17 protein-coding genes are annotated in these 20,989 nt (G+C 65.4%); all 17 read left to right on the top strand.

Annotation, left to right across the window (positions count from 1 at the left end; genetic code table 11):
- The first annotated feature begins 51 nt into the window (after positions 1 to 51).
- Entirely contained in the window at positions 52 to 414 is a 363-nt protein-coding gene (locus HMPREF2581_RS04230) for a DUF5064 family protein (RefSeq protein ID WP_003082140.1), read from the top strand.
- A gap of 252 nt (positions 415 to 666) precedes the next feature.
- Entirely contained in the window at positions 667 to 1,074 is a 408-nt protein-coding gene (gene flgB / locus HMPREF2581_RS04225) for a flagellar basal body rod protein FlgB (RefSeq protein WP_003082144.1), read from the top strand.
- A 5-nt stretch (positions 1,075 to 1,079) separates the two neighbouring features.
- Positions 1,080 to 1,520 carry a flagellar basal body rod protein FlgC gene (gene flgC, locus HMPREF2581_RS04220; protein ID WP_003082150.1) on the top strand — a complete coding sequence of 147 codons (441 nt, stop codon included), beginning with the start codon at positions 1,080 to 1,082 and terminating at the stop codon, positions 1,518 to 1,520.
- 12 nt (positions 1,521 to 1,532) lie between these two features.
- Entirely contained in the window at positions 1,533 to 2,246 is a 714-nt protein-coding gene (gene flgD / locus HMPREF2581_RS04215; RefSeq protein WP_003111390.1) for a flagellar hook assembly protein FlgD, read from the top strand.
- A gap of 27 nt (positions 2,247 to 2,273) precedes the next feature.
- Complete coding sequence (gene flgE / locus HMPREF2581_RS04210; protein ID WP_003086405.1) at positions 2,274 to 3,662, top strand: flagellar hook protein FlgE; 1,389 nt, start codon at positions 2,274 to 2,276, stop codon at positions 3,660 to 3,662.
- A 216-nt stretch (positions 3,663 to 3,878) separates the two neighbouring features.
- Positions 3,879 to 4,628, top strand: coding sequence for a flagellar basal-body rod protein FlgF (gene flgF, locus HMPREF2581_RS04205; protein WP_003082159.1), 750 nt, complete (start codon positions 3,879 to 3,881; stop codon positions 4,626 to 4,628).
- Between the two features lie 46 nt (positions 4,629 to 4,674).
- Positions 4,675 to 5,460 (top strand): flagellar basal-body rod protein FlgG, encoded by a 786-nt coding sequence (flgG, locus tag HMPREF2581_RS04200; protein ID WP_003082164.1) that lies wholly within the window; start codon positions 4,675 to 4,677, stop codon positions 5,458 to 5,460.
- Between the two features lie 45 nt (positions 5,461 to 5,505).
- Positions 5,506 to 6,201, top strand: coding sequence for a flagellar basal body L-ring protein FlgH (gene flgH, locus HMPREF2581_RS04195; protein WP_003086407.1), 696 nt, complete (start codon positions 5,506 to 5,508; stop codon positions 6,199 to 6,201).
- Between the two features lie 11 nt (positions 6,202 to 6,212).
- Positions 6,213 to 7,322 carry a flagellar basal body P-ring protein FlgI gene (locus HMPREF2581_RS04190; protein WP_003082169.1) on the top strand — a complete coding sequence of 370 codons (1,110 nt, stop codon included), beginning with the start codon at positions 6,213 to 6,215 and terminating at the stop codon, positions 7,320 to 7,322.
- 10 nt (positions 7,323 to 7,332) lie between these two features.
- Positions 7,333 to 8,535 (top strand): flagellar assembly peptidoglycan hydrolase FlgJ, encoded by a 1,203-nt coding sequence (gene flgJ, locus HMPREF2581_RS04185; protein ID WP_003116316.1) that lies wholly within the window; start codon positions 7,333 to 7,335, stop codon positions 8,533 to 8,535.
- An 18-nt stretch (positions 8,536 to 8,553) separates the two neighbouring features.
- Positions 8,554 to 10,605 (top strand): flagellar hook-associated protein FlgK, encoded by a 2,052-nt coding sequence (gene flgK, locus HMPREF2581_RS04180; protein WP_003140599.1) that lies wholly within the window; start codon positions 8,554 to 8,556, stop codon positions 10,603 to 10,605.
- 25 nt (positions 10,606 to 10,630) lie between these two features.
- Entirely contained in the window at positions 10,631 to 11,950 is a 1,320-nt protein-coding gene (gene flgL, locus HMPREF2581_RS04175) for a flagellar hook-associated protein FlgL (protein ID WP_003111492.1), read from the top strand.
- 54 nt (positions 11,951 to 12,004) lie between these two features.
- Positions 12,005 to 12,766 carry a class I SAM-dependent methyltransferase gene (locus tag HMPREF2581_RS04170; RefSeq protein ID WP_003116317.1) on the top strand — a complete coding sequence of 254 codons (762 nt, stop codon included), beginning with the start codon at positions 12,005 to 12,007 and terminating at the stop codon, positions 12,764 to 12,766.
- 4 nt (positions 12,767 to 12,770) lie between these two features.
- Positions 12,771 to 13,373, top strand: a complete 603-nt coding sequence (locus tag HMPREF2581_RS04165) for an HAD-IB family phosphatase (protein ID WP_003082178.1) — start codon at positions 12,771 to 12,773, stop codon at positions 13,371 to 13,373.
- Positions 13,349 to 14,011: a phosphocholine cytidylyltransferase family protein gene (locus HMPREF2581_RS04160; RefSeq protein WP_003082180.1), complete on the top strand. Its 663-nt coding sequence runs from the start codon at positions 13,349 to 13,351 to the stop codon at positions 14,009 to 14,011. Before HMPREF2581_RS04165 ends, HMPREF2581_RS04160 begins: the two co-directional genes overlap by 25 nt.
- Positions 14,004 to 19,088, top strand: coding sequence for a CDP-glycerol glycerophosphotransferase family protein (locus HMPREF2581_RS04155; protein WP_003140597.1), 5,085 nt, complete (start codon positions 14,004 to 14,006; stop codon positions 19,086 to 19,088). Before HMPREF2581_RS04160 ends, HMPREF2581_RS04155 begins: the two co-directional genes overlap by 8 nt.
- 357 nt (positions 19,089 to 19,445) lie before the next feature.
- Positions 19,446 to 20,912: a B-type flagellin gene (fliC, locus tag HMPREF2581_RS04150; protein ID WP_003082185.1), complete on the top strand. Its 1,467-nt coding sequence runs from the start codon at positions 19,446 to 19,448 to the stop codon at positions 20,910 to 20,912.
- The last annotated feature ends 77 nt before the right edge of the window (positions 20,913 to 20,989 follow it).

Below are 20,989 nucleotides of genomic sequence, written 5' to 3'. Positions count from 1 at the left end.
TTTCGCTCGACCCTGGCTAGACTGATTCCGATTCCCACCAGGAGATTCGTCATGTTCGAACCAGGCCACCTCCATCTGGTCAGCCTGCCCGGCCTCGACCAGCAGGACATCAACATCCATATCCGCTACGAGGTGCGGCAGAACGCCGAATCCGGCGCCTATGTGCACTTCGACATGGACGGCGAGATCGACGGCAAGCCGTTCAGCGACTCCTTCGAGCTGCCGCGCGATACCGCCTTCAACTTCGCCAGCGATGCCACGCGGGTCGCCCAGAAGCACGGCCTGCACCCGAAGTTCGGCGCGATCACCCGGGTGCACAAGGAATACGATGCGATGTTCGAGGACATTCGCGCCAAGCTGCATGCCCATCCCGGCGAACCGGTGGATCTCGAGCGGATCATTCGCCACGAGTGAGCCGTGTCCCCGGCGGCCGGAAGCATGGGAAAGGCCCGATATCGACGATATCGGGCCTTTTTTCGTTTGCCGGAGAAGCCGTTCCAGGGGCTTGCCACCCTTGCCGGCAAGCGGAAACGGCTTGCCGCTTGCCGCTTCCGGGTTGCCCTTAAATAAACTCAACTTATTGAATATAAAGGTTTTTAATAATTTGGCACGGGCCTTGCTGAAGTGTTGGCGACGAAAGCCACACCGGCAAACAGGTTCGCAGCCATGAGCATCAGTTTCGACAGAGCACTCGGTATCCACCAGCAGGCCCTCAGCTTCCGCGCCCAGCGCGCCGAAGTGCTGGCCAACAACCTGGCCAACGCCGATACCCCGAACTACAAGGCTCGCGACCTGGACTTCGCCGCGGTTCTCGCCGAGCAGAAGGACAAGGCCGCCAAGGGTACCTTCGCCACCCGCACCACCAACGAGCGGCATATCGCCGCCGAAGGTTTCGGCATGGGCGAGGGCAGCCTGCAGTACCGCATCCCGGTCCAGCCGTCGATCGACCAGAACACTGTCGACGCCCAGATCGAGCAGGCCAACTACGCCGAGAACGCCATGCACTTCCAGGCGTCCTTCACCTTCCTCAACAGCAAATTCAAAGGGCTGGTCAGCGCCCTGCGTGGAGAGTAACCGCCATGTCCCTCGCCAGTGTCTTCAACATTGCCGGTAGCGGCATGAGCGCCCAGAGCACCCGCCTGAACACCGTGGCCAGCAACATCGCCAACGCCGAGACGGTTTCCTCCAGCGTCGACAAGACCTACCGCGCCCGCCATCCGGTGTTCTCCACCATGTTCCAGCAGGCCCAGGGCGACAGCGGCTCGCTGTTCGCCGACCAGGACAGCTCCGGCGCCGGCGTGCAGGTGCTGGGCATCGTCGAGGACCAGAGTTCGCTGATGCCGCGCTACGAGCCGAACCATCCGGCCGCGGATGCCAACGGCTACGTGTATTACCCCAATGTGAACGTGGTCGAGGAAATGGCCGACATGATTTCCGCCAGCCGTGCCTTCCAGACCAACGCGGAAATGATGAATACCGCCAAACAGATGATGCAGAAGGTCCTGACCCTGGGTCAGTGAGCGGAGTAGAGCATGAGCATCGATAACGTCAGCGGCACCAGCAGCAACACCGGCAACGTCAACGGCAGCAATCGCGCCGCCGGCAGCGGCGCCACCGAGACCGGGCAGAGCGTCAAGGGCAGCAGCAACCTGGGCAAGGACGAATTCCTCAAGCTGCTGGTGGCCCAGTTGAAGAACCAGGACCCGATGTCGCCGCAGCAGAACGGCGAGTTCATCGCCCAACTGGCCCAGTTCAGCACCGTGGAAGGCGTGCAGTCGCTGAACAAGAGCATGGAGAGCATTCTCTCCAACTACCAGTCGTCGCAGGCCCTGCAAGCCTCGTCGCTGGTGGGGCGCAAGGTCATCGTGGCGACCGACAAGTCGGTGGTGGACACCAAGGACACCTTCAAGGCGTCCCTCAACCTGCCGGTTTCCAGCAGCAACGTCTGGGTCAACGTCTACGACGACAAGGGCACCGTGGTCAATCGCATCAACCTCGGCCAGCAGGCTGCCGGCAGCGTCAGCTTCATGTGGGACGGCAAGGACAGCAGCGGCAACATCATGCCGCCGGGCACCTACAAGTTCGAGGCGCAGACCTCGATCGACGGCAAGACCTATGGGCTCCAGACCTACCTGCCGGCCAACGTCGACAGCGTCACCCTGGGGCAGAACGGCGGCGAGCTGATGCTCAACCTCGCAGGCCTGGGCAGCATCGCGCTGTCCAAAGTACAGATCATCGGCCAGTAAGCCGGCGTTTCCGGCAAGGAGCTATCCATGAGTTTCAACATCGGCCTGAGCGGCATCCAGGCGGCCTCCAGCGGCCTGAACGTCACCGGCAACAACATCGCCAACGCCGGCACCGTAGGCTTCAAGCAATCCCGCGCGGAGTTCGCCGACGTCTACGCCGCCTCGGTGCTGGGTTCGGGCAGCAACCCGCAGGGCAGCGGCGTGCTGCTCTCGGACGTCTCGCAGATGTTCAAGCAGGGCAACATCGACTCGACCAACAGCGTGCTGGACCTGGCCATCAACGGCAACGGCTTCTTCGTCACCAGCAACAACGGGGCGATCAGCTACACCCGCGCCGGCTACTTCAATACCGACAAGCAGGATTTCATCGTCGACAACAACGGCTACCGCCTGCAGGGCTATGCCGTCGGGCCGAACGGCCAGTTGCAGAACGGCGTGGTCACCGACCTCAAGGTCGAGCGCGCCAACCAGGCGCCGCAGGCCACCTCGAGCATCCAGCAGTCGTACAACCTTAACTCGACGCTGAAGCCGCCGACCGTGACGCCGTTCGATCCGTCCGACGCCGCCACCTACAACTCGTCCTCTTCGCTGGGCATCTATGACAGCCAGGGCAACTCCCACACCATGAGCCAGTTCTTCATCAAGAACGAGCCGGACCCGAATGCGACCCCGCCGATTCCGGAGAACAGCTGGACCATGAAAGTGCTGATCGACGGGGTCAATCCGCTCGACCCGTCGAACAAGACGCCGATGAGCTTCAACGTCACCTTCGACGCCAGCGGCCAGATGACCTCGGTACGGGCTCCGGACGGCAGCACCAGCGGGCCGGGCTTCAGCATCGACGCGACCACCAACGTGATCCAGTTCAGCCCGGCCACCGGCAATCCGCCGACTCCCGGCACCGGCTGGATTCCGGCGGCCTCGGACGGCAAGACCCCGCCGACCTACGCCTGGAATGGCGCGACCGGTGCCGCCAGCGGCATCTCCTTCGACATGCGCAAGACCACCCAGTACTCCACCGCGTTCGCCCAGAGCAACCCGATCCAGGACGGTTACACCACCGGTCAGCTGGCAGGCCTGGAAATCGACGACACCGGGGTGATCTTCGCCCGCTACACCAATGGCCAGTCCAAGGTGCAGGGCCAGGTGGTGCTGGCGAACTTCGCCAACATCCAGGGTCTGACGCCGATCGGCAAGACCTCTTGGGTGCAGTCCGCGGAGTCCGGCGAGCCGGCGGTCGGCGCGCCGCGCTCGGGCACCCTGGGGGCGCTGCAATCCGGCGCGCTGGAAGCGTCCAACGTGGACATCTCCAACGAACTGGTGAACCTTATCGTCCACCAGCGCAACTACCAGGCCAACGCCAAGACCATCCAGACCGAGGATGCGGTGACCCAGACCATCATCAACCTGCGCTGATGACGGCGTGCCGGTGCCGTCCGGGCACCGGCAAGGCCCTTGCCGCCAGCGGCAACCCCTGGCCAGGGGTTGCCCCCGAAGCCTCCGAAAGGAGGCTTTCTGTTTTATAAAATCCTTTTAAATCAATGTATTAATTGTTTTTCGAATTCTGGCACGGCGCTTGCTGGATAACCTGCAAGAAAGCCCGGCGGATTGTGCCGGTGCCTGGAGGATTCGATGGACAAGATGCTGTACGTCTCCATGAGCGGGGCCAGCCAGAACACCCTGGCGATGCGTGCTCATGCCAACAACCTGGCGAACATCTCGACCAGCGGCTTTCGTCGCGACTTCGAGCAGGCGCGTTCGATGCAGGTGTTCGGCGACAGCTTCCCGGCGCGGGTATTCGCCATGAGCGAGCGGCCCGGTACCGATTTCAGCCATGGCAGCCTCCAGGAAACCGGCAACGAGCTGGACATCGCCATCGACGGCGACGGCTTCGTCGCGGTCCAGGCGCCGGATGGCAGCGAGGCCTACGTGCGTACCGCCGGCATGCACATCGACGCCCTCGGCATGCTGCGCACCGGCGACGGTTTGCCGGTGCTCGGCAACGGCGGACCGATCGCCGTGCCGCCGGAGGAAAAGGTGGAGATCGGCCAGGACGGCACCATCAGCATCCGCGCCCTTGGCGAGAACCCCAACGTGGTCGCCGTGGTGGACCGGATCAAGCTGGTCAACCCGAACCTGAAGCAGATGGAGAAGGGTACCGACGGCCTGCTGCACTACAAGCCGCAGCCGGGCGAGCAGGCGCCGCTGGCCGACGCCAACGTGAAGGTGGTCTCCGGTTTCCTGGAAAGCAGCAACGTGAACGCGGTGGAAGAGATGACCGCGATCCTCTCGCTGTCCCGCCAATTCGAGCTGCACGTGAAGATGATGCGCACCGCCGAGGACGATTCGGCGGCCATGGCGCGGGTTTTGCAAATCAGCTAATCACTTGAGCGTGGTGCCATAAAACCGGCACCCGAGGAGCACGACGATGTTATCGGCACTGTGGGTCAGCAAGACCGGTCTGTCCGCCCAGGACATGAACCTGACCACCATTTCCAACAACCTGGCCAACGTATCCACCACCGGCTTCAAGCGCGACCGCGCGGAGTTCCAGGACCTGCTGTACCAGATCCGGCGCCAGCCGGGCGGCCAGTCGACCCAGGACAGCGAGCTGCCTTCGGGCCTGCAACTGGGTACCGGTGTGCGCGTCGTCGGCACCCAGAAGATCTTCACCCCGGGCAGCCTGCAGACCACCGAGCAGCCGCTGGATATGGCGGTCAACGGGCGCGGCTTCTTCCAGGTTCTGCTGCCGGACGGCACCGTGTCCTACACCCGCGACGGCAGCTTCCACCTGAACTCCGACGGGCAGATCGTCACCTCCAACGGCTTCGCCCTGGAGCCGGCGATCGTGGTGCCCAACGAGACCCAGACCTTCACCGTCGGCCAGGACGGCACCGTCTCGGTGACCACCACCGGCAACGCCCAGCCGCAGGTGATCGGCAACATCCAGACCGCCGACTTCATCAACCCGGCCGGCCTGCAGGCCATCGGCAACAACCTGTTCCTGGAAACCGGCTCCAGCGGCGCGCCGCAGGTCGGCACGCCGGGTCTCAACGGCCTCGGCACGGTTGCCCAGAACACCCTGGAAAACTCCAACGTCAACGTGGTCGAGGAACTGGTGAACATGATCACCACCCAGCGCGCCTACGAGATGAACTCCAAGGTCATCTCCACCGCCGACCAGATGTTGTCCTTCGTCACCCAGAATCTTTGACGGGCCCTGACCGGGCCCAGGCTGTACGCCGCGAGGTAGCTTGATATGAACCGGCTGATGATCGTCTCCCTGCTTGGCATCGCCACCGCCCTGGGCGGTTGCGTCAGCCCACCGCCGAAGCCGAACGATCCGTACTACGCGCCGGTGCTGCCGCGCACCCCGCTGCCCGCCGCGCAGAACAACGGCGCGATCTACCAGGCCGGCTTCGAGCAGAACCTCTACGACGACCGCAAGGCCTTCCGCGTGGGCGACATCATTACCATCACCCTCAACGAGAAGACCCAGGCGAGCAAGAAAGCCAACTCCGATATCCAGAAGGACAGCAAGACCAAGATGGGGCTGACCTCGCTGTTCGGTAGCGGCATGACCACCAACAACCCGATCGGCGGCGGTGACCTCAGCCTCAGCGCCGAATACGGCGGCTCGCGCGACGCCAAGGGCGACAGCCAGGCGGGGCAGAGCAACAGCCTGACCGGCTCGATCACCGTGACCGTGGCCGAGGTGCTGCCCAACGGCATCCTCTCCGTGCGCGGCGAGAAGTGGATGACCCTGAACACCGGCAACGAGCTGGTGCGCATCGCCGGCCTGGTCCGCGCCGACGATATCGCCACCGACAACACCGTGTCCTCGACCCGCGTGGCCGACGCCCGGATCACCTATTCCGGCACCGGCGCTTTCGCCGATGCCAGTCAGCCGGGCTGGCTGGACCGCTTCTTCCTCAGCCCGCTGTGGCCGTTCTGAGGACGCTCGCGATGACCAAGTTCAAGCACCTGCTGGCCCTCGCCGCGCTGCTCCTGGCCGCCGGCGCGGCCCAGGCCGAGCGATTGAAGGATATCGCCAGCATCCAGGGCGTGCGGACCAACCAGTTGATCGGCTATGGCCTGGTGGTCGGCCTGAGCGGCAGCGGCGACCAGACCACGCAGACGCCGTTCACCCTGCAGACCTTCAACAACATGCTGGCGCAGTTCGGCATCAAGGTGCCGGCCAACGTCGGCAACGTGCAGTTGAAGAACGTCGCCGCGGTATCGGTGCATGCCGACCTGCCGCCGTTCGCCAAGCCGGGCCAGCCGATCGACGTCACCGTGTCGTCCATCGGCAACGCCAAGAGCCTGCGCGGCGGCAGCCTGCTGATGACTCCGCTGAAAGGTATCGACGGCCAGGTCTACGCGGTCGCCCAGGGCAACCTGGTGGTCGGCGGCTTCGACGCCGAAGGCCGCGACGGCTCGAAGATCACCGTCAACGTACCGTCCGCCGGACGTATCCCGGCCGGCGCCACCGTCGAGCGCGCGGTGCCGAGCGGCTTCGACCAGGGCAACAGCCTGACGCTGAACCTCAACCGCCCGGACTTCACCACTGCCAAGCGCATCGTCGACCGCATCAACGAACTGCTCGGTCCGGGCGTCGCCCATGCGGTGGACGGCGGCTCGGTGCGGGTCAGCGCGCCGCTCGACCCGAACCAGCGAGTCGACTACCTGTCGATCCTGGAGAACCTCGACGTGCAGCCGGGCGAGGCGGTGGCCAAGGTCATCATCAATTCGCGCACCGGCACCATCGTCATCGGCCAGAACGTCAAGGTATCGCCGGCCGCCGTCACCCACGGCAGCCTGACCGTGAGCATCACCGAAGACCCGATCGTCAGCCAGCCCGGTGCCTTCTCCAACGGCCAGACCGCGGTGGTGCCGCGCTCGCGGGTGAACGCCGAGGAGGAGACCAAGCCGATGTTCAAGTTCGGTCCCGGCACCACCCTGGACGACATCGTCCGCGCGGTGAACCAGGTCGGCGCCGCGCCGAGCGACCTGATGGCGATCCTCGAAGCCCTGAAGCAGGCCGGCGCGTTGCAGGCCGACCTGATCGTGATCTGAGGACGACGCCATGGATTCCCGTTTGCTCAGCGGTATCGGCGCAGGCCCCGACAGCGGCTCCTATACCGATCTCAACCGCCTCAACCAGCTCAAGGTCGGCAAGGACCGCGACGGCGAGGCGAACATCCGCAAGGTCGCCCAGGAATTCGAATCGCTGTTCCTCAACGAGATGCTCAAGTCCATGCGTTCGGCCAACGAAGCGCTGGGCGACGGCAATTTCATGAACAGCCAGACCACCAAGCAGTACCAGGACATGTACGACCAGCAACTGTCGGTGAGCCTGTCGAAGAATGCCGGCGGCATCGGCCTGGCCGACGTGCTGGTGCGCCAGTTGTCGAAGATGAAGCAAGGCTCCAGGGGCAACGGCGAAAACCCGTTCGCCCGGGTCGCCGAGAACGGCGCCGGTCGCTGGCCGAGCAACCCCAGCGCGCAGGCCGGCAAGGCCCTGCCGATGCCGGAAGCCGGCCGCGACGACTCGAAGCTGCTCAACCAGAGGCGCCTGGCGCTGCCGGGCAAGCTGGCCGAGCGCATGCTCGCCGGCATCGTTCCCTCCGCCTCGCCGGCCGCCAGCCAGATGCAGAGCCTGGGCCAGGACAGCTACCTGCCGGCGCAGAGCTACCCGGCGGCGAGCCGCCGCGGTTTCTCCACCGATGGCGTCGACAGCCAGGGCAGCCGGCGCATCGCCCAGCCGCCGCTGGCCAGGGGCAAGTCGATGTTCGCCTCGGCCGACGAGTTCATCGCCACCATGCTGCCGATGGCCCAGAAGGCCGCCGAGCGGATCGGCGTCGATGCCCGCTACCTGGTGGCCCAGGCCGCGCTGGAGACCGGCTGGGGCAAATCGATCATCCGCCAGCAGGATGGCGGCAGCAGCCACAACCTGTTCGGCATCAAGACCGGCAGCCGCTGGGATGGTGCCTCGGCGCGCGCCCTCACCACCGAATACGAAGGCGGCAAGGCGGTCAAGGAGGTCGCGGCGTTCCGCTCCTACTCGTCGTTCGAGCAGAGCTTCCACGACTACGTCAGCTTCCTCCAGGGCAACGACCGCTACCAGAACGCCCTGGACAGCGCCGCCAACCCCGAGCGCTTCATGCAGGAACTGCAGCGCGCCGGCTACGCCACCGATCCGCAGTACGCCCGCAAGGTGGCGCAGATCGCCAGACAGATGCAGACCTACCAGGCCGTCGCCGCCGCCGGCACGCCGCCTCTGGGTTGAGCAAGGAGGAACTGACCCATGTCCGACCTACTCTCGATAGGCCTGTCCGGCCTCGGCACCAGCCAGACCTGGCTGACCATCACCGGGCACAACATCACCAACGTCAAGACGCCGGGCTACAGCCGCCAGGATGCCATCCAGCAGACCCAGGTCCCGCAGTTCAGCGGTGCCGGCTACATGGGCTCGGGCAGCCAGATCGTCGACGTGCGCCGCCTGGCCAGTGACTTCCTCACCGGCCAGTTGCGCAACGCCACCAGCCAGAACAGCGAGTTGAGCGCTTTCCTGGGCCAGATCGACCAGCTCAACTCGCTGCTGGCGGATAACACCACCGGGGTCAGCCCGGCGATGCAGCGTTTCTTTTCCGCCTTGCAGACCGCTGCGCAGAACCCGTCCTCGACCGAGGCGCGCGAGGCGGTGCTGGCCCAGGCGCAGGGCCTGAGCAAGACCTTCAATACCCTCTACGACCAACTGGACAAGCAGAACAGCCTGATCAACCAGCAGTTGGGTGCCCTGACCTCGCAGGTGAACAATCTCAGCCAGAGCGTGGCCGAGTACAACGATGCCATCGCCAAGGCGAAATCCGCCGGGGCCGTGCCCAACGATCTGCTGGACGCGCGCGACGAAGCGGTGCGCAAGCTCTCCGAGATGGTCGGCGTGACCGCGGTCACCCAGGACGACAACAGCGTCAGCCTGTTCATCGGCAGCGGCCAGCCGCTGGTGGTGGGCAATACCGTTTCGACGCTGAGCGTGGTGCCGGGGCTGGACGACCCGACCCGCTACCAGGTGCAGCTCACGCTTGGCGACTCCACGCAAAACGTGACCCGGTTGGTCTCCGGCGGGCAGATGGGCGGCCTGCTGGCGTATCGCGATACCGTCCTGGATAGCTCCTACAACAAGCTCGGCCAACTTGCGCTGACCTTCGCCGATACCGTCAACAAGCAACTGGGGCAGGGCCTGGACCTGGCGGGCAAGGCCGGCGCCAACCTGTTCGGCGACATCAACGATCCGGACATCACGGCGCTGCGGGTCCTGGCGAAGAACGGCAACACCGGCAATGTCCACGCCAACCTGAACATCACCGATACCAGCAAGCTGAATTCCAGCGATTTCCGCCTGGACTTCGACGGCACCAATTTCACCGCGCGGCGCCTGGGCGACGACGCAAGCATGCAGGTCACGGTCAGCGGTACCGGTCCCTACACCCTCTCGTTCAAGGATGCCAACGGCGTCGACCAGGGCTTCAGCGTGACCCTCGACCAACTGCCGGCCGCGGGCGACCGCTTCACCCTGCAGCCGACCCGGCGCGGCGCCAGCGATATCGAGACAACCCTGAAGAACGCTTCGCAACTGGCTTTCGCCGGGTCCGCTCGCGCCGAGGCAACCACCAACAACCGCGGCAGCGGCGCCATCGGCCAGCCGAACCTGGTCGGCGGACCGTCGCCGATCGATCCGGCGGTTCTGCAGAACGCCTTCGGCGCCAATGGTCTGCCGCTGAGCGCGACGGTCAGCGCGGATGGCAAGACCTACACCATGACCTCGCCGCTGCCGGCCGGTTGGAGTTATGTCGACAAGGACGGCAACGCGCTGCCCGGCAGTCCGACGCTGAACAGCGGTACCAGCAACAGCGTGCGCATGGCCTATACCGATCCGGGCAGCGGCCAGACCTATACCTACGAGTTCAACCTGTCCAACGTGCCGCAGACTGGCGACAGTTTCACCCTGAGCTTCAACAAGGACGGCATTTCGGACAACCGCAACGCCCTCAACCTGAATGCCTTGCAGACCAAGCCGACGGTGGGCGGTACCGGCAGCACGGGGTCTACCTACAACGACGCCTACGGTGGACTGGTGGAGCGGGTCGGCACCCTGACCGCCCAGGCGCGCGCCAGCGCCGACGCCTCGCAGACCGTGCTCAAGCAGGCGCAGGACAGCCGCGACTCGCTGTCCGGGGTGAGCCTCGACGAAGAGGCGGCCAACCTGATCCAGTTCCAGCAGTACTACAGCGCGTCGGCCCAGGTCATTCAAGTTGCCCGCTCGCTGTTCGATACCCTGATAGGCGCGTTCCGCTGAGCGCCTTAACCGAGAGACCGTCGTCATGCGCATTTCAACGATCCAGGCTTTCAACAACTCGGTCAGTGGCATCTCCCGCAACTATGCCGACCTGACGCGCACCCAGGCCGAAATCAGTGCCGGCAAGCGCCTGCTGACCCCGGCCGACGACCCGGTCGGCGCCGTCCGGCTGCTTCAGCTGAACCAGGAGCAGGCGCTCAACAGTCAGTACAAATCGGGCATCACGGCAGCGAAGAACAGCCTGCAGCAGGAGGAGACCATCCTCAATTCGGTCGGCACGGTCATCCATCGTATCCGCGAGATCGCCGTGCAGGCCGGCAACGGCGGCCTCGACGCCTCGGACAAGAACGCGCTGGCCACCGAACTGGCGCAGCGCGAGGACGAACTGCTGAACCTGCTCAACAGCCGCGACGCCAGCGGCAAGTACCTGTTCTCCGGCAGCCAGGGCGATACCCAGCCGTTCGTTCGCAACCCGGACGGTACCTACTCCTACAACGGCGACGAAGGCCAGCGTGAGGTACAGATCGCCAGCAGCACCTTCATTGCCATCAGCGACAACGGCAAGATCCTTTTCGAAAGCGGCAGCAACGCCAACCGGGTCTCCACCGGCAAGGACGCCGCAGGCCTGGACGCCAGCGGCAACCCCAGCGACAGCAGCATCTCCCTGGGCCTGGTGACGGACAAGGAAGCCTACGACACGGTGTTCCCGTCGAGCACGCCACCGCTGGCCAGCGATGGCGTCGGTATCCACTTCACCGACGCCAAGAACTACGTGGTCTACGACCTCAAGACGATCCCGCCGGGCTACGACTGGAGCACCAGCGACCCCAACCCGCCGAGCTTCGCCACGCTCGCCAGCGGCAAGATCGACGACAACGCCCAGACCAGCGACTTCATCACCTTCGGCGGCGTCAAGGTACAGATCGACGGCGAGCCGCAGGGCGGCGACACCTTCAGTATCAAGCGCCAGCCGGACCAGGAAAAGCGCAGCTTGCTCAATACCGTGTCGGACTTGCGCAAGGCCCTGCTCAGTGCCGAGGACACTCCGGCTGGAAACCTGGCTATCCGCGACGCGGTGGGGGTGGCGATCTCCAACCTGGACTCGTCGAACTCGCAGATCCTCACGGGCCAGGGACGCATCGGCGCGCGGATGAACGTCGCCGAATCGACGGAAACCTTCATCGACGACGTGACCCTGGTGAATACCGCCGTGATCTCGCAGATCCAGGATCTGGACTACCCTGAAGCGCTGTCACGGCTGACCCTGCAATCCACCATCATGGATGCGGCGCAGCAGAGTTTCGTCAAGATTCGCGGCTTGAGCCTGTTCAACTACCTGAGTTAAGCGGATGACAAGCGATAGCCCAGCAGGGGCGCGGAGTCGACAGCAGGCTACGGAATGACCGACAAACAACGGATAAAGGGCAGGCCTGTCGCTATCGACTACGAAAGCACGCTGGCTTTCTTCGAAGGTCGGGCCGCCCGCGAATATCGCAATGCCCTGAGTTCGACGATGTATCAGGACCAGCAGCCGGAGCTGGTCGAGGAGCGCGATCGGCGCGAGAAACTGCGCGTCGCTCCGGGACTCGCCCTCGGTATGGCCCGGCGGGTCCTCGACATCGGCTGCGGTATCGGGCGCTGGGGCTGGCTGCTGGCCGAGGAAGCGCCGCAGGCCGATTACCTGGGCATCGACTTCTCCGCCGCGCTGGTGGAGAAAGCCCGCGACGAGGCACGGCAGCGCGGCTACGAGCGGCTGCTTTTCCAGCGGATGTCGGCGACCGACATCCGTCCCGCCGAGCTGGCGCTCAGTCCTCCCTACGACCTGCTGCTGGTCTCGGGACTACTCATCTATCTCAACGACAGCGACTGCCAGGAACTGTTGCGCCAGGCGCTGCAGCTGTGCGCACCGGGCGGGCGGATCTACCTGCGCGAACCGGTAGCCGTGGAACAGCGCCTGACCCTGGATCGCTTCTTTTCGAAGGAACTGGAACACGAGTATTCGGCGGTCTATCGCACGGTCGCCGAACTCAAGGACATGCTCGTACAGGCCGGCGGAGGGGAAGGGCCTGCGATTCTCGAAGAGGACGGCCTGTTCGCCGAAGCGCTGGAAAAGCGTGCGGAGACCCGCCAGTACTTCATGATCCTGCAGCGACGGGGATGACTCTGTGCGCACTGCCTACTGCTTCGACCTGGATGGAACCCTGACCCGTCAGGAACTGTTGCCGCTGATCGCGTCGTCCGTCGGTCTCGAAGACGAGATCGAGGTGCTGACCCAGGCCACCATCGACGGTTTCCTGCCGTTCGACAAATCCTTCAAGCTGCGTGTCCGCTTGCTGCGCGACGCGAACCTGGAGTGGATCCACAGCGCCCTGCGTCAGCAGGTGGAGCTGGACCCGCATATCCAGGCGTTCATTTCCGCGCGCCCTCGGCAATGCTTCGTCGTGACCGGCAACCTGGACCTCTGGGTCGAGCCGGTGCTCGAACGCCTCGGAGTGCGCAGCTTCACCTCGCGGGCGCGGATGCGCGACGGACGTCTGGAGGGAGTCGAGGAGATCCTCCACAAGGGCGATGCGGTGACCTCCCTGCGCGGCGAGTTCGAGCGCATCGTCGCCGTCGGCGAAGGGATGAACGACGTGCCGATGTTCGAGGCCGCCGATCTGCGCGTGGCCTACGGCGGAGTGCATGTGCCGAACCGGGTGCTGACCGGCCTGAGCGATTTCGTGGTCCATGAAGGAGAAGCCCTGTGTCGCCTATTGAACATGCTGTGATCAGCGCGGCGGGCATCGGCTCTCGTCTGGGACTGAACAAACCCAAGTGCCTGGTCGAGGTTGGTGGCAAGACGCTGCTGGCCCAGCACCTCGAGCGCCTGGCGGAGATCCCGAACGTCTGGGTCGTGGTGGGGTTCCAGGAGGAACTGGTCATCGAGCAGGTGCGCAACCTGCGCAGGGACGCGATCATCGTGCGCAACCCCGATTTCGACCGAACCAATACCTTGCAGAGCATCCACCGGGTTTCGCGTTATCTCGACCGGCGCTTCCTCGCCGTGGATGGCGACACCTTCATCGAGAATCGCTCGTTCGAACGCTTTCTCCGCGCCGCCGCCGGGCAGGCGGGCCTGATCGGCGTCTCGCGCTACACCACCAGCGATGGCGTGCGTGTTCTGCTGGATGCGGGTGGCGAGGCGGTCACAGCTTTCACCCGCGAGCCGCAGCACGCCTACGAATGGACGGGTATCGCGATTCTCCGGCCGGACATGGTGGTGGACCGGCCGATATACGTGTACCAGGCGCTCGAACCGTACCTGCCGCTGCCCGCGCAGGAACTCGACGCCTTCGACATCGATACCGCCAGCGACCTGGATATGGCGCGGCGCGTGCACCTGAATAACTGGAACCTGAATGATTGAGGACAGCGTGAGCGAACCCGGCCGGCGCGACGGCGGGGATGCCGGGAAGCGATTGGCCTGGCTGCAGCGGCAGGTCTTGCCGGTGCTGGAGGAGGGGGACGCGGTCTGGGTTTCCGGGCTGGACGGCGCGCCGTTCGCCGGGGGCGCACACAAGGTCGTCGAGGCTTCCGCCGCTGGCGAGCTGCCTGGCAACGAGCGTTTCCGCCTGGCTTGCCTGGGCGGGGCGGTGGGAGGCGTGGCGGACGACTGGCAGGCCATGCGCCTGCTCCTGCGCGCGGTGGAGAGCCTGGAGGATCGCGGCTGGCTGCTGCTGGAGGAGGCTCTCTCGGTATCCGCCGCAGGCGCTTGCCGGAGTCCCCAGGCGCAGGCCCGCCTGGCGCTTTCCCTGGGCTTGCGGCAGGTCGCGGAACTGCGCTTGGGCGCGCCGGACGACGGCGGACGCCAGCGGGTGCTGCAACTGTTCCGGCAGGACCTGGCGGTTGCGCGCATGCAGCGCTACTCGGGCCTGAGGGTCGCCTGTTACGGCAACATGCCTTTCCACTACCGCTCGTTGCGTCCTTTGGCCGAGTGTTTCGAGGACAGCCTCCTGAGCCTCGACATCGATGAAGTCATGGCCTGGAAACCGGACGTGATAGCGGTGGCCGACGGCTGGTCGGTGGAGTTTTGGCGCGACTACTGCGATGCGCACAACGTATTGCTGGTCGGCATGCGCCATGGCTCGGTCACCCGCTACGGATTCGCCGAGGGCACCTACCGCTACGCCGACTATCTGTGCGGCAGCGCCTGGGACATCGACGACACCCTGGCTTCCTCGGTGATGCCGCGCAACGGTTTCCTGCTGACCGGCAACGCCTGGTGCGACGAGGTGTTCCGGCTGCCCGCGAGAACCCCGGCGGAGAACGCGCCGACCATCCTCTTCGCCCCCACCTACAACCCCGAGATCAGCGCCGCCGTCCACCTCGGCGAGCGTGTGGTGGCGTTGATCCGCAAGGTCTATCCCGCGTCGCGGATCATCATCAAGCCGCATCCCGCCATCGTCCAGCACGAACATGCGTTCGTCAGCGACAAGGATCTGTTCCGCGACCTCATGAAGCTCTGGCGCGAACAGTCACGCACGGACCCGCTGGTCACTCTGGTGGACGACCCCGAGGCGAGCATCGCGGCCAGCTTCGCCGAAGCCGACATTCTGCTGGCGGACCGTTCTTCGCTGATCTTCGAGTTCATGACGCTCGACCGACCGATCCTGCTGTTCTCCCGCGAACAGCGGATCGCCCGCTGGGCCTACAACCCGGAGGCACCAGGGAACGCCTGGCGCGATATCGGACTGGAGTTCGCCGACGACGAGCAACTGCTCGACCTGCTGGCCAATGCCTTTACCCGGCACGCGGAGAGTCGCGATACCCAGGAGAACCGCACGCAGCAGCTGTACGGCCGGTTTCGCGACGGACGCAGCGTCCAGAGGGTCGCCGCAGCGATCGCCGAGGCGCCGCGCTTGCAGATCGTGCTCGACGCGCGGGCCGCTGCGGATGGCGGGCAGCGACTGGCCGAACATTATGCGGCCTGCTTCGCCCATCGCCGTATCGACCTGATCGCTCCGTCCGGCGCGGCATTGCCGGCCGACGTGCGGCGCTTCGATTCGTGGCGGGCCTGGTGCGACGCGGAGGCTGCCACGCTCGAACGCAGGGCTTCGGCGGTGCTTCTGGTGGAAGACGACGGCCAGTTGCTGCCGGGCAGCGCGCATCAGGTAAGCGCGCTCCTGCCGGCCATCGCCATGGGCCAGTTGCGGCATGCCCGGCTGGCGTTGGAAGAGCGCGAGGCCGGGCCCGCTGGCGAAACCGACTGGAGCGCTCGCCGCCTGCACAGGTTGCTCGCCCGCCTGCAGCCGAAGCCGGCCTGGCGTCTGCTGGCGCCCGCGCTGTTGCGCGAGGAACTGGCCGACCTGCCGGACGAAGCGGAGCAGCCGTTGTGGCTGCGCGCCGTGGCGGCAGCCGAGGCGCCGGTCGAATGGCCCGTCGGGCAGTTGAACCTGTTCGCCGAAGAGGGACTGTTGCGCCAGGGCGACGTGCATATGCTCTGCGCGCGCGCTCGGCTGCGCGCGGTTCCTTGCGTGTCGGGCCTGCCGCTGCGCCAGCGCCAGGTCGTCCTGCAGGTCACGCCCTTCGCCAGCCAGCTTTACGACCGCTTCCCGTTCCAGTTGCGCGTGTGCCTCAACGGCCAGCTCTTCAGCCGCGTGAGCGTCGAGGACGCGCGAGCGAAGTCGCTGGTCCTGCCGTTCCGGGGTGACGAACGCGGTGGCATGACGATCGAACTGGAGTGCGACGGCAGCTATCCGGCTTTCGAAGGCGTTTCCACGCCGGTCTCCCTGCTGCTCCAGACCGCGTTCCAGCCGGCGCCGGGAGACTATTGCGCGGCCCTCGCGGCCGGCGCAGCGAGCCCGGAGGCGGGGGAGGACCTCCGCAGCGAATACGAGACCTGGCTGCACGGGCGCGAAGTGGAGCCGGCCCGCTACCGTCCCTTCATCGACGCTTTGCGACGCGACTCGCGGATCGAAGTCCTGGTGCTTGCCGAGGAGGCCGAGGACGCAGACCTGCAGCGCAGCCTGGCGAGCATCGACGGCCAGGCCTTGCCGGCCTGGCGCACGCGGATACTGGGCAGAGCCCCGGCGTTCGCGCGCAAGGGCCTGGCGTGGCTGGCCGAGGGTGGTTCCGCCGCCGAGCGGATCAACCTGGCGGCGGCCGCCAGCGACGCCGACTGGCTGATCGTCATCCATGCCGGAGACGAACTGGCGCGTTCCGCGTTGCTCCTGCTGGCAGAAAAGATCCGTACGGAAACCGCGCTGCTGTGCTGCTACAGCGATGAAGACCATGTGTGCGACGGACGCTACGAGGCACCGTTGCTGAAGCCCGACTTCAACCTCGACCTTCTGCGCAGCTACCCCTACTGCGGTCGTTCCCTGGCCTTCCAGCGTGCCGCCTTGCTGGCGCAGGGCGGCTTGCAGGAAGGCTTCGGCGATCTGGCGTTGCAGGACTTCATGTTCCGCCTGGCGGAGCGGGAGGGCCTGGATCGTATCGGCCATCTCGCCGAGGTCCTCTACCACAGCGCTCGCGCCTTCGGAGAATGGCTGGCGAGCGCCGCCGTGCGCCCGTTCATCGCGAGCGTGGTTGACGAGCACCTGAACCGCCTCGGGGTTCCGCATCGAATCGAGCCGGGCCGGCTGGCGGTGATCAACCGCATCGCCTACGACTATCCGGGGACGCCGGCAGTGTCCCTGCTGCTTCCCGTGGGAGACAGCCTGAGCGCTCTCCAGCGCAGCGTGGAAAGCTTCCTGGAGAACACCGACTACCCGTCCTACGAATTACTGCTGGTCGCCTCCGGCCCGCTGGCGCCCGACATGGCCGCCTGGCTGGAGGCGGTCCAGGGACTGGGGAGCGAGCAGATCCGGGTGCTCAGCCCGCAGGCTTCGAGCCTTGCCGGGTGCCTCAACCTCTGCGTGGCCGAGGCCCGAGGCGAATTCCTCCTGTCGTTGGGGGCGGGGGTCGTGGCCCTTCGTCCGGACTGGTTGCGCGAGTTGCTCAACCACGGCCACCGCCCGGAGGTCGGGGCGGTCGGCGGCAAGCTCCTGGGCCTGGACGGAACGATTCGCGAGGCGGGCCTGGTGCTTGGCCTGGGCGGCACGGCGGGCCGCGCGTTCGCCGGCGAGGCGGGAGACAGCGCCGGCTACATGCATCGCCTGCTGGTCGTCCAGAATCACACGGCTCTGTCGGCTTCCTGCCTGTTGTTCAAGCGCTCGCTGCACGACGAACTCGGCGGCTTCGACGAGAACGACTTCGCTCATGGCCACGCCGACGTCGATTTCAGCCTGCGTGCCCGCCAGCTCGGCTACCTGTCGGTGTGGACGCCCTATGCAATCCTGGCCCAGAACGGAAACGTCGAGCTGCCTTCCGTGGAGGCCGATGAGTCGCTCTACCGGCGCTGGCTACCGGCATTGGCGCGGGATCCCGCGTACAACCGCAATCTCAGCCTGGAGGGGGCCGGGTTCGCCCTGGAGCGCCCCGAGGTACCGGCCTGGCAACCGCTGTTCGGACGGTCGCCGCTGCCGCGGGTCCTGGCGCATCCTGCCGATCCCTACGGTTGTGGCCACTATCGCGTGCGTCAGCCGTTCCGCGCGCTGCACGACGCCGGCCTGCTGGACGGCATGCTCAGCGAGTCGCTCCTGCAGCCGGTGGCGTTGGAGCGCCTGGAGGTCGACAGCGTGATTCTCCAGCGGCAGATCAGCGAAGAGCAGTTGCGGGCCATTTCCCGGATGCAGTCGTTCAACCGCGCCTTCCGGGTCTACGAACTGGACGACTATCTGCCCGAGCTGCCGCTGAAGAGCCTGCATCGGGCCGAGATGCCCGGCGACATTCGCCAGATCCTCGGTCGTGCCCTGGGCCTGGCGGACCGTTTCGTGGTCTCGACCGAACCGTTGGCGGAGGCATTCCGGCGCATGCACGGGGACATCCGGGTCGTGCCGAACCGCCTTCCGTTGCCCTGGTGGCGCGACCTTTCCAGTCGGCGCCGGGACGCAGAGCGGCCACGGGTCGGATGGGCCGGCGGGATCGGCCATGGCGGCGATCTCGAGGTGATCGCCGAGGTCGTGCGCGAGCTGGCGGACGAGGTGGACTGGGTGTTCTTCGGATTCTGCCCGGATGCCTTGCGTCCCTATGTGCGCGAATACCATCCGGGGGTGGAGATCGAACGCTATCCCGCCTACCTGGCCAGCCTCGACCTCGATCTCGCCCTGGCGCCGCTGGAGCAGAACCGCTTCAACGAGTGCAAGAGCAACCTGCGCCTCCTGGAGTACGGCGTGCTCGGCTTCCCGGTGATCTGCAGCGACGTGCTCTGCTATCGCGACAGTCTCCCGGTCACGCGGGTGAAGAACCGTTCCAGGGACTGGCTGGAGGCGATCCGCGCGCACCTGGCCGATGCGGACGCCAACGCCGCAGCCGGCGCGCAGTTGCGCGAGGCGGTGCGCCGCGACTGGATGCTCGAAGGCGCGCATCTCGAGGCATGGGCGGCAGCCTGGCTGCCGGACTGAATCCGGGTTTTTCTCGAACGAGGCCGGTGGCGCAAGCCATCGGCCTTTTTTCATGCCCGTGTCCCGTTGCACGGGAGGGCTAAAGAAAATCGCCGGGGGGTCGATGCAATGGGTGTCGGAACTTCCACCCTCTGCCGGACCAACCGGAGGCGGTTCAGGACCGATATTGGCGAGTCCTCTTCGAAGCATGTAACCCACTGAAGAGGAAGAGAAAAAGAAAATGTTGATTTTTTCTCTAAAGCTCCGCCGGGAAACGCCGATAAACACCATGAACGCGAATTCTTGGGGCACCTGAGCAAGCAGGCCGAGAGATCGCAAGCTCAGGTAACCGAAATAGGTCCTTTGGAGGAAATCACCATGGCCCTTACAGTCAACACGAACATTGCTTCCCTGAACACTCAGCGCAACCTGAATGCTTCTTCCAACGACCTCAACACCTCGTTGCAGCGTCTGACCACCGGCTACCGCATCAACAGCGCCAAGGACGATGCTGCCGGCCTGCAGATCTCCAACCGCCTGTCCAACCAGATCAGCGGTCTGAACGTTGCCACCCGCAACGCCAACGACGGCATCTCCCTGGCGCAGACCGCTGAAGGTGCCCTGCAGCAGTCCACCAATATCCTGCAGCGTATCCGCGACCTGGCCCTGCAATCCGCCAACGGCTCCAACAGCGACGCCGACCGTGCCGCCCTGCAGAAAGAAGTTGCTGCGCAACAGGCCGAACTGACCCGTATCTCCGATACCACCACCTTCGGTGGCCGCAAGCTGCTCGACGGCTCCTTCGGCACCACCAGCTTCCAGGTCGGTTCCAACGCCTACGAGACCATTGACATCAGCCTGCAGAATGCCTCTGCCAGCGCCATCGGTTCTTACCAGGTCGGCAGCAACGGCGCGGGTACCGTCGCCAGCGTAGCGGGCACCGCGACCGCTTCGGGCATCGCCTCGGGCACCGTCAACCTGGTCGGTGGCGGTCAGGTGAAGAACATCGCCATCGCCGCCGGCGATAGCGCCAAGGCCATCGCCGAGAAGATGGACGGTGCCATCCCGAACCTGTCGGCTCGTGCCCGTACCGTGTTCACCGCTGATGTCAGCGGCGTGACCGGTGGTTCGCTGAACTTCGACGTAACCGTTGGCAGCAACACCGTGAGCCTGGCAGGCGTGACCTCCACTCAGGATCTGGCCGACCAACTGAACTCCAACTCGTCGAAGCTGGGCATCACCGCCAGCATCAACGACAAGGGTGTACTGACCATCACCTCCGCTACCGGCGAGAACGTCAAGTTCGGTGCGCAGACCGGTACCGCTACTGCCGGTCAGGTCGCAGTGAAGGTCCAGGGTTCCGATGGCAAGTTCGAAGCGGCCGCCAAGAACGTGGTAGCTGCCGGTACTGCCGCTACCACCACCGTCGTGACCGGCTACGTGCAACTGAACTCGCCGACCGCCTACTCGGTCAGCGGTACCGGCACCCAGGCTTCGCAGGTCTTCGGCAACGCCAGCGCCGCGCAGAAGAGCAGCGTTGCCAGCGTCGACATCTCCACTGCCGACGGCGCCCAGAACGCCATCGCGGTAGTCGATAACGCCCTGGCTGCGATCGACGCCCAGCGTGCCGACCTCGGTGCTGTTCAGAACCGCTTCAAGAACACCATCGACAACCTGACCAACATCTCGGAAAACGCTACCAACGCTCGTAGCCGCATCAAGGACACCGACTTCGCTGCCGAAACCGCGGCGCTGTCGAAGAACCAGGTGCTGCAACAGGCCGGTACCGCGATCCTGGCCCAGGCCAACCAGCTGCCGCAGGCGGTCCTGAGCCTGCTGCGCTAAGCCCGGGAACGGTCACTCACGCGGTACTGGGAGGAAGGGGTGACCCTTCCTCCCTTTTCCCTTTGCGAGGCATGAGA

This window comes from Pseudomonas sp. HMSC057H01 (assembly GCF_001836405.1).
GTDB lineage: Bacteria > Pseudomonadota > Gammaproteobacteria > Pseudomonadales > Pseudomonadaceae > Pseudomonas > Pseudomonas aeruginosa.
Note: the sequence above shows the minus strand (reverse complement) of the source record. Positions and strands in the feature narration are given on the sequence as shown.